At 38.7% G+C, this 15,323-nt stretch carries 13 protein-coding genes and 1 riboswitch; of the genes, 12 read left to right on the top strand and 1 reads right to left on the bottom strand.

Translation table 11 applies throughout. The annotated features are described in order from the left end of the window. Positions 1-69 precede the first annotated feature (69 nt). Together ptsP and ACSV5T_RS03670 are read left to right on the top strand one after the other, a co-directional pair. Positions 70-1,797 (top strand): phosphoenolpyruvate--protein phosphotransferase, encoded by a 1,728-nt coding sequence (gene ptsP, locus ACSV5T_RS03675; RefSeq protein WP_438320314.1) that lies wholly within the window; start codon positions 70-72, stop codon positions 1,795-1,797. Between the two features lie 149 nt (positions 1,798-1,946). Further along, entirely contained in the window at positions 1,947-2,207 is a 261-nt protein-coding gene (locus ACSV5T_RS03670) for an HPr family phosphocarrier protein (protein ID WP_009352491.1), read from the top strand. 170 nt (positions 2,208-2,377) lie between these two features. On the opposite strand, the gene ACSV5T_RS03665 is transcribed toward ACSV5T_RS03670, so the two are convergent. After that, on the bottom strand, positions 2,378-2,656 hold the full coding sequence (locus tag ACSV5T_RS03665) for a metal-sensing transcriptional repressor (protein WP_004695033.1): 279 nt from the start codon (positions 2,654-2,656) through the stop codon (positions 2,378-2,380). Between the two features lie 329 nt (positions 2,657-2,985). Here ACSV5T_RS03665 and ACSV5T_RS03660 point away from each other — a divergent pair, with 329 nt between their 5' ends. The 10 genes from ACSV5T_RS03660 (at position 2,986) to ACSV5T_RS03615 (ending at position 15,212) form a co-directional block, all read left to right on the top strand. Beyond that, the gene (locus tag ACSV5T_RS03660; RefSeq protein ID WP_119207028.1) at positions 2,986-3,792 is read left to right on the top strand and encodes a transglycosylase domain-containing protein; all 807 of its coding nucleotides are present in this window, start codon (positions 2,986-2,988) and stop codon (positions 3,790-3,792) included. Positions 3,793-3,918: 126 nt separating this feature from the next. Then, positions 3,919-4,620, top strand: a complete 702-nt coding sequence (locus ACSV5T_RS03655) for a hypothetical protein (protein ID WP_119207027.1) — start codon at positions 3,919-3,921, stop codon at positions 4,618-4,620. Positions 4,621-4,887: 267 nt separating this feature from the next. Beyond that, the gene (locus ACSV5T_RS03650; RefSeq protein WP_060924392.1) at positions 4,888-6,099 is read left to right on the top strand and encodes an argininosuccinate synthase; all 1,212 of its coding nucleotides are present in this window, start codon (positions 4,888-4,890) and stop codon (positions 6,097-6,099) included. Next, positions 6,099-7,526 (top strand): argininosuccinate lyase, encoded by a 1,428-nt coding sequence (argH, locus tag ACSV5T_RS03645; protein WP_119207025.1) that lies wholly within the window; start codon positions 6,099-6,101, stop codon positions 7,524-7,526. Before ACSV5T_RS03650 ends, argH begins: the two co-directional genes overlap by 1 nt. Before the next feature lie 536 nt (positions 7,527-8,062). Then, positions 8,063-9,394 (top strand): putrescine-ornithine antiporter, encoded by a 1,332-nt coding sequence (gene potE / locus ACSV5T_RS03640; protein ID WP_119207024.1) that lies wholly within the window; start codon positions 8,063-8,065, stop codon positions 9,392-9,394. A gap of 389 nt (positions 9,395-9,783) precedes the next feature. Next, positions 9,784-9,971: riboswitch (cobalamin riboswitch) on the top strand. Positions 9,972-10,119: 148 nt separating this feature from the next. Then, positions 10,120-11,058, top strand: a complete 939-nt coding sequence (gene nikB / locus ACSV5T_RS03635) for a nickel ABC transporter permease (RefSeq protein ID WP_005385373.1) — start codon at positions 10,120-10,122, stop codon at positions 11,056-11,058. Continuing rightward, the gene (gene nikC, locus ACSV5T_RS03630) at positions 11,058-11,879 is read left to right on the top strand and encodes a nickel transporter permease (protein WP_005385374.1); all 822 of its coding nucleotides are present in this window, start codon (positions 11,058-11,060) and stop codon (positions 11,877-11,879) included. Before nikB ends, nikC begins: the two co-directional genes overlap by 1 nt. Positions 11,880-12,028: 149 nt before the next feature. Next, positions 12,029-13,597, top strand: a complete 1,569-nt coding sequence (locus tag ACSV5T_RS03625) for an ABC transporter substrate-binding protein (RefSeq protein WP_227721085.1) — start codon at positions 12,029-12,031, stop codon at positions 13,595-13,597. Positions 13,598-13,609: 12 nt separating this feature from the next. Next, positions 13,610-14,407: an ABC transporter ATP-binding protein gene (locus ACSV5T_RS03620; protein WP_438320313.1), complete on the top strand. Its 798-nt coding sequence runs from the start codon at positions 13,610-13,612 to the stop codon at positions 14,405-14,407. Beyond that, complete coding sequence (locus tag ACSV5T_RS03615; protein ID WP_438320312.1) at positions 14,400-15,212, top strand: ABC transporter ATP-binding protein; 813 nt, start codon at positions 14,400-14,402, stop codon at positions 15,210-15,212. Before ACSV5T_RS03620 ends, ACSV5T_RS03615 begins: the two co-directional genes overlap by 8 nt. Positions 15,213-15,323 lie beyond the last annotated feature (111 nt).

Genomic DNA, 15,323 nt, shown 5'->3' with positions numbered 1-15,323 from the left:
TTATTGTTTGTCAGAGAAATGATAGAATATAGAGTAATGTAGTTTATCGTAATAGAAAGAGGAACACATATGCGAATTCAAGGGATTTCTGGATCTCGTGGCGTTGCAGTAGGCAATGTATATAGATATATTCAAGAGGAAATTGTCATTCCTGATTACACTGTAGCAGAGGATAAGGTAGAAGCGGAAATTGGTAAGTTCGCTGCTGCTATGGCATCCACCTTAAAACAATTGGATACAATCCGCCAAAAGGCATTGAAAGAAATGGGCCCTGAAGAGGCGGCTATTTTCGAAGCTCATATGCAAATTGCGCAAGACCCATCCTTGTCTGATGGTATTAAATCCCTCGTTGAGACTAGCCATACTAATGTAGTGGCGGCTACCGCTCAAACTATTGAAACCTTTGCGAATATCTTCCTTGGCATGGAAGATCCATATATGCGTGAACGCGGTGCAGATATCAAAGATATTGGTGATCGTTTGATGCGCAATATGTTAGGTATGAACCCACGTGGCTTATCCCATATTTCTGGGGAGGTTATTTTGGTGGCTCATGATTTGGCACCATCTGATACGGCCTCTTTAGATAAAAATGTGGTTAAAGGCATTGTAACAGCTGCTGGTGGCCCTACATCTCATGCAGCTATCATGGCGCGCACCTTGGAAATTCCTGCTGTTATGGGTGTTGGCGATATTGAAGGATTCGTAGAGGGCGAGAAAGCTGTTGTACTTGGTACAGATGGTATTGTGGAAACAAATCCATCTGATGCGGATTGGGCTGAATATACAAATCAAGCGGCTGCATACCAAGAGGAATTGAAACGCTTGCGTGAATCTGCTAATCTTGAAGCAAAAACAACTGATGGTCATCATGTAGAATTATTTGGCAATATCGGTAAATCTAAAGATGCTAAACATGCTCTTACAATGGGCGCACAAGGTATTGGCTTATATCGTACAGAATTCTTGTACATGGAAAACGACGAGTTGCCAACAGAAGATGTGCAGTTCGAAGAATATAAAAAAGTTGCAGAAGATATGCAGGGGCAGCCTGTTATCATCCGTACCATGGATATCGGCGGTGACAAGGAGTTGAAATGCCTTGATTTGCCAACTGAAATGAATCCATTCCTTGGTTATCGTGCAATTCGTATTTCCTTGAACCGTCCGGATATCTTTAAAGTACAATTACGTGCGTTATTGCGTGCTAGTTCCTTTGGCGATATTCACATCATGTACCCTATGATTGCTTCCGTAGAAGAAGTGAAACAAGCGAATGCTATGCTCGAAGAATGTAAGGCAGAACTTACAGCTGAAGGCAAAGAATTCAACAAGGATATCAAGGTTGGCATTATGATCGAAGTACCAGCGGCGGCTGTTATTTCTCCAATTTTGGCCAAATACGTAGACTTCTTCAGTATCGGTACAAATGATTTATGCCAATACACCTTGGCGGTAGACCGTATGAACGAGTCTATTGGTTCTCTATATCAACCATTGCATCCAGGTGTCTTACGTCTTATCAAGCATGTTATCGATGCGAGCCATGAACAAGGTAAAATTACAGGCATGTGCGGTGAACTAGCTGGTGACCCTGTAGCCACAATGATTCTATTAGGCCTTGGCCTTGACGAATTCTCTATGACAGCGTCATCTATACCTCTTATTAAGAAAATCTTGCGTTCCGTTTCTAAAGCAGAATGTGAAGAGGTGGCTAATAAAGCGCTTTCCATGGATACAGCAGAAGAAATTACAGACTATGCTAAATCTGTGCTAGCCGAAAAAGACTTACTATAATTCTGTATAACTCTAAGAAAAGTGTTAAGCTCATCAGTATATAGCAAAGAACTTTCAATATACTTGAATTAAAATGCTTGAAATTGATACAATATATCTATTAGAACGTATGGGATAGGTACTACCTATCGAGATAGAAAGAGGTTATCATGAAAGAATTAACAGTAGAAATTACTAACGAATCTGGTTTACATGCTCGTCCTGCTACAGCTTTCACACAATTGGCTGCTAAATACGCTTCCAAAGTGACAATCGCTGCTAACGGTAAAACAGCTGATGCTAAATCCATCTTAACTGTATTGACTTTGGGCGCTACAAAAGGCACATCTGTTACATTGACAGCTGACGGTGCTGACGAAGATGATGCACTCGCTGCATTGAGCGAATTCTTAACAACTAACCACGACTAATACTTTGTGGTAATATAAAGGACTCTACGAATGTAGAGTCCTTTTTTCTTGAGCCATATATGATGGATGTTTTAATCAGATTTGATTTTTATTTGCTTTTTCGGGGGAGCTTCGAGATTTAGTAGAGCCTTGTTTTTGGTAAAAAAAGAAGAGGCCTCTTAGCCTCTTCTTTATTTTCCCATGTTTGCAAAACGCTCTACAGCTTTTGTAAAGTCGCTAATGGTTTTCTCTACGTCACCGTGTTCGATACCATCTCGCACGCAGTGGTTGATATGTCCTTCAAGAACTACTTGACCTACTTTATGTAGTGCAGATTTAGCTGCATTAATTTGGCTCAATACATCTTCGCATGGAATGTCTTCTTCAATCATTCGATCAATAGCTTGCACTTGACCAAGGATTTTACGCAATCGACGATGTAGATTTTCTGAATCCATACATTGTTTCATAATACTCCTCCAATGGGCATGTTTTTATCATCTTTACTATTATACTCCATGTAAAGTTTATAATACAACTTAATAAGTATACCTAATATGAATAAAATCTGTATATGTAGATATACGCTTGGTTATAAATAGTAAGATTCTCTCTTTTATATTGTTAGAATTCTTTTCCTAACAGCTATATAGCAAGGTCTATACATATCTTCTTCTTGATTGATGTGATACAATACATTTAATACACATTATAGTAGTATATGTATATAAGGCGTTGTATATACTGTTAGTTAATAACTGTATGTATACTATGGTCCTTTATGAAATAGGTGAAAGCAATGAAAGTGTTTCGCTACCTTCGAAATCTAGTGGTGTTCGTGGTGGTCATCATATTGGCCATGTTTATATATGACGGATACCATAGCTTTCAAGGTGCAGCTCGTGAAAGTAAGGCTCACACAACTGTTGAAAAACGCATAGAACAAAGTGAAGATACCCTCAGCCGTACGGATCGTATCATACGAATATTTACATTTAAAGAAAAGGTAGAGGTGGCCCTTAATCAACGTGTTTCTAAAGAACACTGGGTGAAGGGTGATGTCATTCCAGAATATACAAAGAATGCACTTATCGCCATTGAGGATAAGCGGTACTATAAACATGGAGCTATTGATGTGCTCGGTATTATTCGCGCCTTTTATACCAATACTATAGCAGGTGAAACTGTAGAGGGTGGGAGTACTATTACACAACAAGTAGTAAAAAATCTCTTCCTTTCATCAAAACGCATCATGAGTCGTAAGGTAGAGGAAGCAATCCTTGCTAGTGAAATGGAACATTACTACTCGAAAGAAGAAATCCTCACCATGTATTTAAATACTGTATATTATGGTCATAATTACTACGGCATTTACGAAGCTGCTCATGGCTACTTTGGAACAAGTCCAAGCCGATTGACATTAGGGCAAAGTGCACTCCTTGCAGCACTACCTAATGCACCATCCTATTTAGATCCATATACAAACTATAAAGGGGCTAAGGCTAGACAAAAACTGGTGCTCGAACAAATGGTAGACCAAGGCATGATTACACAAGCGGAAGCGGACTATGCATACCAACAAGACTTAGAACTTGTGGATGAATAATTGAATATATTTTATAATCTCTGTTTGCTAATGAATAATTAATTGGCGAACAGAGATTTTTTTGCTACATTAGTAATAATAGATACATACATTTAGAGAGAGTTTTGAGTATTAGGAGCATAATTATTGGATAATATTGAATTAAAGCAGTATGAGGAAGGCAATTTTTTATCTATTTATATTGGAGCAAAACCTATTATTAAGTTTGCTATGCTTCGATTGGAGAATTTTATATCCTATTATTTAAGAGGTCCTGGAGGATTAGATTATAAGTCTGAAGCACTTGATATTGATTCCTATGCCCGTGAAATCTTTTATATTGAACAAACAGATGCTAATAAATTTGAAAACTGGATAGTTTACTACGATGATGAACATGATTGTATGACTGTAAGGCATTGCTTTTGGGATAAAGCGTTAGATAGAGAACAAATAATGACTGATGAGTCTTTGCGAGTTGCTGTTAGAGAGCAATACATTGTGGATTCAATCCCACATATTCAAAATGAGACCGTTATAGGCGTAAATGAAATAGATAAAAATAATATATTAAATAGTATAAATGCTTTCGATATAGCGATATCTAAGATAAATATATTAAAGCTATTTAGCAATGTAGACTACAGTACAGGTGATTATAGAATTTCTAGGTCTTATGATTTAGATGTTCGTATTGAAGCGATTATTAATGAAGCTCAAAATGAGCTTTACTCGGTTATAGGTGAAATTCAGTCTTTAATAGTTAATACTTTAAAAGCATCAATAAATACAACTACAGATTATAAGATAGCTTTAGATTACCAGTTTTCACCTATTAATATTAAGTAAGAATAGATAGTCCATCGTAAGAAATGAAGCTATGTCTAGTATTAAATCACTGAATATAGCTTTTTTATTATATTGTTTCGGAATCGAAATATATTACTAAATTGAATAAAAATAATGCTTGCGTTTATAATTATACAGGTGTATACTATTTTTTGTCAGAAAGAGGGAATGACCGTTGAGCTAGATGCCACGGTGCTTTCACAATTATCTGATATAATATTGATTATATGAGTTTAAATACATAGTAAGTTTTTATGAGGTGTTATCATGGGTAAAGCAAATAAAGTAGTACTCGCATATTCTGGTGGCTTAGACACATCTGTTATCATTCCTTGGCTAAAAGAAAATTATGGAGCTGAAGTTATCGCAGTGTGCGTAGACTTAGGACAACCTGAGGATTATGATGCAGTTGAGAAAAAAGCAATCAAATCTGGTGCTTCTAAAGCGTACATCGTTGATGCTAAAGAAGAGTTCGTAAAAGATTATGTATGGCCAACAGTAAAAGCTGGTGCAGTTTATGAAGGTAAATATTTATTAGGTACATCCTTCGCTAGACCTTTAATCGGTAAAATCCTTGTAGATATTGCTAAAAAAGAAGGTGCTGATGCTATCGCTCACGGTGCGACTGGTAAAGGTAATGACCAAGTTCGTTTCGAACTTGCTATCAAAGCATTGGCTCCTAATATGAAAATCATCGCTCCTTGGAGAGAATGGGATTTGAAATCCAGAACAGACTGCATGGAATATGCTGCTAAACATGATATTCCAGTTGTAGCTACGAAATCCCATCCGTATTCCATGGACCAAAACGTATGGCATTTGTCCCATGAAGGCGGCGATCTTGAAAATCCAGCAAATGCTCCTAAAGATGATGTGTACTTGGTAACACATACTCCTGAACAAGCTCCAGATGAAGCTGGTTATGTAACTGTATCCTTCAAAGATGGCGTACCTGTAGCAGTAGATGGCCAAGAAGGTACTCCTTTACAATTGTTAGAAAAACTCAACGAAATCGGTGCACACTATGGCGTAGGCGTTGTGGATATCGTTGAAAATAGATTGGTAGGCATGAAATCCCGTGGCGTTTATGAAAACCCAGGTGGATCCATCATCATGTATGCTCACAGAGAACTTGAATACCTTTGCCTCGACAGAGCTACATACCACTACAAAGAACTTATTGCTAACAAATACGCTGAACTTGTATACGATGGCATGTGGTTCGCACCATTGATGAGCGCTTTGCAAGCATTCGTTGATGAAACTCAAAAAACTGTAACTGGTGAAGTAAAACTTAAATTGTACAAAGGCAACATTATCTCTGCTGGTGCAACATCTCCATACTCCTTGTACAGCGAAGATTTCGTAACATTCGAAGAAGATGATGTATACAACCAAGCTGATGCGGCTGGTTTCATTAACTTGTTCGGTTTACCTCTTAAAATTAATGCATTGATGAAAGAAAAGGCAGGTAAATAATGGCTAAATTGTGGGGAGGGCGTTTCACAAAAGGCACTGATAAAGCGGTAGAGGATTTTACATCCTCTATCGCTTTTGATGCGCGGATGTACGCCGAAGATATTGCAGGCAGTAAAGCACATGCTACAATGCTGGCAAAACAAAATATTATCTCCGACGCAGATCGGGATGCTATTGTTGAGGGCTTAACAAAGATTAAAGGCCAAATCGATAAAGGGGAGTTCTCATTCTCCGTAGCTCTTGAAGATATTCATATGAATATTGAAAAGCGCCTAACCGATGATATCGGCGAAGCAGGTGGCCGTTTACATACAGGTCGTAGCCGTAATGACCAATGTGCAGTTGATTTACATATGTACGTGCGTAAAGCCGTTGTAGAAATGGGCGAGCTCATCGTAGATATGCAAAAAGCCCTCATCGAAACGGCTGAAAAATACAGTGATGTTATCATGCCTGGCTATACGCATTTACAACGGGCGCAACCTGTATTATTTGGTCATCATATGATGGCATACTTCTCTATGCTAGAACGCGACTTTGACCGTTTGTTGATGGTCTTCAAACATGCAGATATCATGCCACTTGGTGCAGGGGCCTTAGCAGGTTCTACATACGGTATTGATCAAACCTATACGCAAAAGCTACTCGGCTTCTCCCGTATTTACGAAAATAGTATGGATGCCGTATCCGACCGTGACTATGTAGTTGAATTCTTGTCCTTTGCATCTCTTGTGATGATGCACTTGAGCCGTCTTAGCGAAGAATTGATTTTGTGGTCTACTAATGAGTTTAACTTCATTGAACTCGATGATGCTCATTGCACAGGCTCTAGCATTATGCCACAAAAGAAAAATCCTGACGTATGTGAACTTGTTCGTGGTAAAACAGGTCGTACCTATGGCCACTTGTTAGGTTTATTAACTACATTAAAAGGCTTACCACTTACATATAATAAAGATATGCAAGAGGATAAAGAGGGTATTTTTGATGCTATCGATACAGTACACTTTGCATTGTCCATTAATGCGGCTATGGTCCGTGGTATGAAGGTCAATGGGGCGCATATGAAAGCTGTCCTCGATGATGATTTCTCTAATGCTACAGATATGGCCGATTACCTTGCGAAAAAAGGCGTTCCATTCCGTGAAGCTCATGAAATCGTAGGTAATGCTGTACATCATTGCATTGAAAAAGGTTGCGTATTGCTTGATTTATCCGTTGAGGATTTTAAAGCTATATCCGACCATTTTGATGCAGATATACTTGATGCTATTTCCATCGAAGCTTGCATAGCTGGCCGTAATAACTATTCTGGTACAGCTCCAGAATGTGTGGAAAGACAACGGAACAATGGTAAAGCTGTTATCGCCGGAGAAGAAAAACAAATTGCTCAGTGGAATGCGATTGTTAATTCTGTACAAGAATAAGATTCTAAATAAGATCGATATACATATAAGTTCTATACCAAAGGTTATAATAGTTTTCTTTGCGGCTTATGTGCATATCGATTTTTTTATTTGAATGATAGATAATTTCTAGAAAAGAGTCATTCTAATTGATAAATTACTATTAAAATGGTGTAAATTTGTGTACGCATACAGTGGACTGCTCGAAAACAATAGTCTTGTACTACGAAACTATAACCGTGATAGATAGTAAAAATCACATATATACACAGAATAAAATGGGGTAAAAATATACCCTGTCATTGATAAAATGAGTTCTGTTCGTTTTAGATGATAAATTAACTATAATTTATTCAATTCGTGTAATAATGCTTGTCCGCCAATAAAGTACTTTCATTTTGGGTTCATAGGTGTTATTATTTAATTCGTAATAAGAATAACAACGGTAAATTTACATTCAAGCCCATCACAGCACGAACTGAATTTACTTAGCGGTATATTATATTTAAGTGAATTATGGACGAGAAAAAATTCACCTTTTGAAAGGGGATTGATACATGAAAACCACCGCTAAAAAAATGTCTGTATTCCAGCTAACCACAATGGTAGCAGCCAATATGCTAGGAGCTGGGATCATTATGTTACCAACTAATTTGGCTCAAGTTGGTACTATTTCAGTTTTATCTTGGCTCGTAACAGCTGTGGGTGCGCTTCTGTTAGCGTATATTTTTGCTCAAGCGGGTATGTTCTCCCAGATTAGAGGGGGCATGGGCGGTTATGCAGAACACCGCTTCGGTAAAACTGGACATTTTATGGCGAGCTATGCTTACAGCATATCTCTCATCATTGCTAATATCGCCATCGCGGTATCTGCCGTAGGTTATGGCGCAGCTTTCTTTGGTGTTGACCTTAATGCAACACAAACAAGCCAAGTAACAATTGTGCTTTTGTGGTTTGCAGCGATTTTGAACTTCCGTGGTAATCGCTTCACAGGTCGACTCAGCAACATGACTATTTGGGGCTCTATTGTGCCGGTTTTATTAATTGGTACAATCGGCTGGTATTGGTTTGACCCGTCTATTTATTGGGCGGCCTGGAACCCAAATGATCTTCCGTTTTACGATGCAGTAAAACAATCCATTTCCCTCACTTTGTGGGGCTTCCTAGGATTTGAGTCCGCAGCGGCTAATGCTGATGCTGTTGAGAATCCAAAGAAAAACGTACCTATCGCAACTGTAGCGGGTACATTAGCAGTGGCAGTGGTTTACATCTTGTCCACAAATGTTATGGCCGGTATCGTGCCTAACATCGACTTATTAAATTCTAACGCACCATTCGGTTTGACATTCGTATACATGTTCAATGATACAATTGCAAACATCGTGATGGCTGCAATGGTTATTTCTTGCTTTGGCGCTTTACTTTGCTGGCAATTCACATTGTCTCGTGTATTTAAAAGCGCAGCGGAACATGGTTACTTCCCTAAAGTATTCGCTCGTGTAAATAGTAAGGATGCTCCTGTTCGCGGCGTATTCATTCTACTCGCTGTTGAAACATTACTTACATTGTTCACTGCAAGTGATTCCTTGCGTGAGCAATTTGAAGTATTGGTAAACTTGGCGGTTGTAACTAACGTAGTACCATATGTATTGTGCATCTTAGCAGTACCTACAATGATGCGTATGGCTGGTGTAGCTGAAAGCCGTATTAAACGCTCCAATTACGTATTTGGTGCAGGCGTTATCTACTGCTTGTATGCTATCTATGCATGTGGCTTTGATGCTATGGTTGGTAGTGCCGTGGCAGTAAGCATTGGTCTTGTGATCTATGTTTTGCGTAAAGCGTGGGCTACACGCAAAGCGCACCGCTTACAACAAAGTATCGATTAATTAAATAACTCTCGTCTTATAAGAGGCTGTTACTTAGTAACAGCCTCTTTTTGGTATATTAATCAGACTTATTATTTATGGTTTTATTGATTATAAATAATTGATAGTTACTAAAGTGATTAAAAGTTTTTTGGCATGTATAAAAAAAAATTATGAGAAAATTACCATTATAATAATAATTAATATATATACAGTTGCATACAGTTAATACAGAAAAAATCATATATATAAAGTGATTTGCATAGGTTTATACATAAATAGAGACTTAATCAGTAATCGATAATTTTTATTAGTATAAAAATTATATTGAAAATCTACGATGTACATATACCTATAAGGGGTATATGTATTGTAAATAGGATATTAATATAGTATATTTATAATCGATAAAAATGAATGAACTAGTGAGTGTCGGTATTCACCGAGCGTAAAAGAGGAAAATGGGTGTAAATCCCATACTATGCAAATAGCTGTAATGAGGAGCAAGGTTTCATTATAGGGTCACTGGGAAACTGGGAAGGCCGAAATGTTGCGATGAATCATGAGTCAGAAAGCCTGCTCTAAATGTATGGTATTGTACATACTATACTTAATTTAGGTTAGTCAGGTGGACTAACCTTTTTTGTCGTTTTCCTATATGCACCTCTGCTATATCGGGAGCGATAAGCATATTAGTTGTTCATTTAGATTATTGTAGTATTTAGAGAGTATAGGAGGAGGCGCCTATGGGCAAACGCTTTGCTAAACAGCTAGGTCAATTCATTGTTACACTGTTTGGCATTACTTTTTTAACATTTTGTCTCACTTATTTAGCACCAGGCGATCCAGTTACGATGTTACTAGAAACGGCAGATACTATCGTGTCTCAGGAGCTTATCGATGAAACTCGAGCTCAGCTTGGGTTAGATAAACCGTTCTTAGTGCAATATGCAAACTGGGTTGTGAATGCTGCACAAGGTGACTTAGGGATGAGTTACTCTGCTAAAAAGCCTGTTGTAGATCGTATGTTGGAGGCTTTGCCAGGGACAGTTATGTTAGCAGGTACATCATTAGTATTTACATTGCTCTATGCATTGCCGGCAGGGATTATAAGCGCCTTAAATCGAAACAAATGGATCGACTATCTGTTGCGCGTTGCTTCCTTTGTAGGCGTGTCTATGCCATCATTCTGGTTAGGCCTTGTACTGATTTATATCTTTGGCCTTAAATTAGGACTTGTTCCTATTGCATCTTCTCGTGTAACTCCTATCGGTGTAATTCTACCAGCCGTTACATTAGCTGTTGTAGTCGGGTCCAAGTACATGCGCCAAGTTCGTCTCGTTATTCTTGAAGAAATGCAAAAGGATTATGTTATCGGCGCACGTGCTCGTGGTGTGAGTGAGATGAAAATTTTATTCGGTCATATTTTGCCTAATGCAGTATTACCACTTATCACTATACTGGGCGTTGTCATCGGTTGGTTATTAGGCGGTGTTGCAGTTATTGAAATGGTATTCTCCTGGCCTGGTCTTGGGAATATGGCAGTATATGCCATTACCATGCGCGACTATCCATTGATCGAAGGTTTTGTGTTGTGGGTTGCCTTAGCATATATGTGTATTAATGCATTAGTTGATGCGTCATATATCTTGTTAGACCCTAGATTAAAAAGGGAGAGAGCATAATGGCAGAATTTATTCAAAAACATAAACTGTTCTCTTTCTACAGTACATTGATGATTATTGTTGTACTCATTGCTATTTTTGCACCATGGCTTGCTCCGGGTGATGCTTTTAGCTCAAATCTGAGTCAAGCATTACAAGCGCCAAGTAGTCAACATTGGTTTGGTACAGATAAGCTTGGTCGTGATGTATTGTCTCGCATCATTTATGGTACACAGTTATCCTTGTTTATGGGTGTCAGTATCGTTGTTATCATGGTAAGCATTGGTACTATTATCGGTGCCGTAGCTGGTTATTTCGGTGGTAAAATCGAAATGGTCCTCATGCGTCTTGCAGATATTATGTTATCCTTCCCAGGCGTTGTGTTAGCCATTGCTATTGCTGGTATTTTGGGTGGTAGCATTGTGAATACGATTATAGCGCTATCTGTAGTTGGTTGGGCAAAATATGCTCGTCTTGTACGGTCTATGACGTTGAAAGTTCGCGGTGAAGAGTATGTAACGGCTGCTGTCATGATGGGGGCCTCTACAACGACTATTCTAAGACGTCATATCATTCCCAATATCCTTCCTCTTGTTGTTACAACAGGGGCACTTGATATTGGGGCTATCATGATTGAAGTAGCAGGTCTTTCCTTCCTTGGATTTGGTGCTCAACCACCAACACCAGAATGGGGTCTTATGCTTAATGAAGGACGCCAATATTTGCAAACGAGCCCTTGGCTCATGGCATTCCCTGGTATGTCCATCCTTATCGTAGTTGCTATCTTTAACCTTTGGTCTGATTCCTTACGGGACGTAGTGGATCCTAAGAACCAAGGTTAGTTACGTGTGATGCTTATTTATAGCTTGTGTTGTGAAAGTTGTTATATAAATAGGCGGTAATAAGGTTTTTCCATTATGACTATTGTAGATTGTAGTGGTCATGATGTGTATGTTTTATGTTTATATGTAATGGTACAAGGAGATTTTACATGAAAAAATCTTGGAAAAAAGCCCTCTTAGCAGGTCTTAGCATTGTAATGATGGGTTCCTTCATTGCTGGTTGCGGCTCTGATAATAATGGTGCTGCTAATAAGGATGTTTTAAAAGTTGGTGTAACTAACTTCGCATCCACATTAGAACCTACAGAAAACTTCTTCGCATGGGTTGTCATGCGCTATGGTGTAGGCGAAACATTGGCTAAGTTTGACGAACAAATGAAACCTCAACCATGGATTGCATCTAAATGGGAAGTATCCCCAGACCATAAAACGTGGACTTTCACAATCAATGATAAGGTGAAATTCTCTAATGGTAAAAAAGTTGATGCTGCAGCAGTTAAAGCATCTATCGAACGGGCTTTTGAAAAATCCAATCGTGCAAAAACATTCTTCGAATATGACTCTATGGAAGCTAATGGTCAACAATTAGTTATTCATACAACAAAAGAATATCCTAATATGCCTGGCCTTTTAGCGGATCCGTTATTCCTAATCGTTGATGTACAATCTGAAAAAGATGGCCGTAACTTTGCGAAGGAAGGTCCTATTGGTACAGGTCCATACGTAGTTAAATCTTTCACAAAAGAACGTGCTGAGATGGCTGCTAACGAAAACTATTGGGATGGTACAGTACCATTTAAAACTGTAGAAATTCCTTCCATCGACGATCCTAATACGCGTGCTATGAGCTTGCAATCTGGTGATGTTGATATGGCGGTTAACATCGGTGCTGGTGAAATGGGCTTATTCCAAAATAACGATAAGTTCAAGGTTGATGAAATCGCATCTCTTCGCGTAGTATTGGCTCGTATCAACCAAAAAGGTGTTCTTGGTGATGACAAAGTTCGTGCAGCTGTAATTTCCGCAACAGATCGCAAAAACTATGCCGATGTATTGCTAAAAGGCACATTCATTCCTGGTTCCGCACCAATTCCACCATCCATGGACTATGGCTTCAAAGATTTGAAAGATCCTAATGCGTATAATCCTGAACGTTCTAAACAATTATTAGCAGAAGATGGCTGGAAAGATACTGATGGGGACGGCATCCTTGATAAAGATGGCAAACCATTAACATTCAACTTCGTAGTATATAACTCTCGTGCAGAATTACCACTTTATGCAGAAGCTGTTCAAGCAGACCTTAAAAAAGTGGGTATCGACATGAAAATCAAAACAGTTGACTATAACTTGATTGATAAAATGGGTCAAGATGGCGACTATGATATGCTTATCTCCAACATCGTAACTGCTAATACAGGCGATCCAATCTGGTTCTTAGCTAACTACTGGCATACTAATGTGGATGGTTCCAACCCTCAAAACGGTTCTGGTTACTCCAATCCACAAGTTGACCAATTATTAGATGCTGCTGAAACTGAATTTGATCCTGCAAAACGTCGTGACTATGCAATTCAAATTCAACAATTATTGATGAATGATGGTGCTGCATTATTCTTAGGTTACCCTAAAACTAATATCGTTACTGGTTCTTACTTGAAAGGTGCTGTTATGTACCCAAGTGACTACTACTGGATTACTAATAAAATTACAAAATAATAAGGAGCTATAATGGCAGAAAACATACTAACTGTAGAGAACCTTAACATCGCGTACCAAGGTGTGCCTGCTGTTATGGATGTAAACTTTACCTTGGAACGCGGTAAGGTATTGACCATTGTAGGGGAATCTGGATCCGGTAAAACTACCGTGATCCGGGCCCTCATGGGTTTATTGCCTATAGGTGGTGAGGTCACAGATGGTACAATGATCTTTAATGGTCAAGACCTTCGCACCCTATCTAAGTCAGAGTGGAGAGCTATACGTGGTAAAGACATGGCCATGATTTTCCAAGATAGTGGTAGTGCTTTAGACCCAATAGTTCGCATTGGTAAACAGTTTAGAGAATTATTTAAATCTCATATAGAAATTACCAATGATGAATGTGATCGACGAGCAATTGAGTTATTAGAATCTGTTTCTCTTCCTAATGGGGCAGATATATTGCGCCGTTATCCTCATGAATTATCTGGTGGTCAAAGACAACGTGTGGGCATTGCTATGGCATTAGCTTTAGACCCAGCATTGCTCATCGGTGATGAACCGACGTCGGCACTAGATGTAACGACACAGTCTCAAGTTGTTATGCAAATGCTAGAACTTGCTAAAGAGCATAATTCTGCTATCGTAATGGTTACGCATAACCTTGGTGTAGCGGCCTATATGTCCGACTATATAATTGTTATGAAAAAGGGTCGTGTTGTTGATGCTGGCACACCGCAAGATATTTTGGAAAACCCATCTAATGAATATACGAAGCAATTAAAAGATGCTGTACCAACATTGGAAGGAGGTCGTTACATTGACTAACTACGCTGTAGAATTAAAAAATGTATGTAAACGATTCCCACTTCCTACTGGTGGTGAGCTCGAAGCGTGTAAGAGTATTAATATCACCTTAGAAAAAGGCCAGTCCCTTGGGATTGTAGGGGAATCTGGCTCTGGTAAAACGACTTTGGTTCGTATGATTATGAAGATGCTGCCTATCACAGAAGGCGAGATTTATGTAGATGGTGTAGAGATTCAACATATGAACTCTGAGCAAACGAAAGAATATCGCAAGAAAATTCAAATGGTATTCCAAGATCCATCTGCAGCCTTCAATCCTCGTATGAAGGTAAAGGATATTATTCTTGAACCGTTATACAATTTTGGGCTTCTTGAAAAAGGTAAAGAAGAACAAATCGCAGGTGACTATCTTGAAATGGTAGACCTACCTCGCGAGTTCATGCATCGTTATCCTCATGAAATGTCTGGCGGCCAACGTCAACGTGTGGCTATTGCCCGTGCTATTGTACTTGAACCTGAAATTCTTGTTCTAGATGAGGCAACAAGTGCTCTAGACGTGTCTGTACAAGACTCCATCGCCTATTTACTAGCGCGTTTACAAAAAAAGAAAAATTTAACATATCTATTTATCGCTCATGATATTGCGTTCATTCGTACTATGTGCCACAAGGTGGTCGTAATGTACAAAGGCGCTATCGTTGAAGAGCTAGATGCATTCCATTTAGCAGATGCAAAACATCCTTATACAAAGGTTCTATTGAGCTCTATCTTTGAAATTGGTAAAGATCATAAGCCACTTACCTTAGAAGAAGCTGGGAAAGCGTAAATTTTGATTATATAAAATAGCAGTTAGCCATTTGGTTAACTGCTATTTTTATATTATCTATTATTTATTATGCGGATAATTTTTTCTTCTACATAAATATATCGAAAATTT

Source organism: Veillonella sp. ZSJB6, from assembly GCF_051549505.1.
GTDB lineage: Bacteria > Bacillota > Negativicutes > Veillonellales > Veillonellaceae > Veillonella.
The sequence above is the reverse complement of the archived record's forward strand: the minus strand, read 5'-3'. Positions and strand labels throughout refer to the sequence as shown.

Excerpts from the sequence above, each read along its gene's own strand:
- ptsP (WP_438320314.1), top strand. The coding sequence starts at position 70 with ATGCGAATTCAAGGGATTTCTGGATCTCGTGGCGTTGCAGTAGGCAAT.
- ACSV5T_RS03670 (WP_009352491.1), top strand. The coding sequence starts at position 1,947 with ATGAAAGAATTAACAGTAGAAATTACTAACGAATCTGGTTTACATGCT.
- ACSV5T_RS03665 (WP_004695033.1), bottom strand. The coding sequence starts at position 2,656 with ATGAAACAATGTATGGATTCAGAAAATCTACATCGTCGATTGCGTAAA.
- ACSV5T_RS03660 (WP_119207028.1), top strand. The coding sequence starts at position 2,986 with ATGAAAGTGTTTCGCTACCTTCGAAATCTAGTGGTGTTCGTGGTGGTC.
- ACSV5T_RS03650 (WP_060924392.1), top strand. The coding sequence starts at position 4,888 with ATGGGTAAAGCAAATAAAGTAGTACTCGCATATTCTGGTGGCTTAGAC.
- argH (WP_119207025.1), top strand. The coding sequence starts at position 6,099 with ATGGCTAAATTGTGGGGAGGGCGTTTCACAAAAGGCACTGATAAAGCG.
- potE (WP_119207024.1), top strand. The coding sequence starts at position 8,063 with ATGAAAACCACCGCTAAAAAAATGTCTGTATTCCAGCTAACCACAATG.
- nikB (WP_005385373.1), top strand. The coding sequence starts at position 10,120 with ATGGGCAAACGCTTTGCTAAACAGCTAGGTCAATTCATTGTTACACTG.
- nikC (WP_005385374.1), top strand. The coding sequence starts at position 11,058 with ATGGCAGAATTTATTCAAAAACATAAACTGTTCTCTTTCTACAGTACA.
- ACSV5T_RS03625 (WP_227721085.1), top strand. The coding sequence starts at position 12,029 with ATGAAAAAATCTTGGAAAAAAGCCCTCTTAGCAGGTCTTAGCATTGTA.
- ACSV5T_RS03620 (WP_438320313.1), top strand. The coding sequence starts at position 13,610 with ATGGCAGAAAACATACTAACTGTAGAGAACCTTAACATCGCGTACCAA.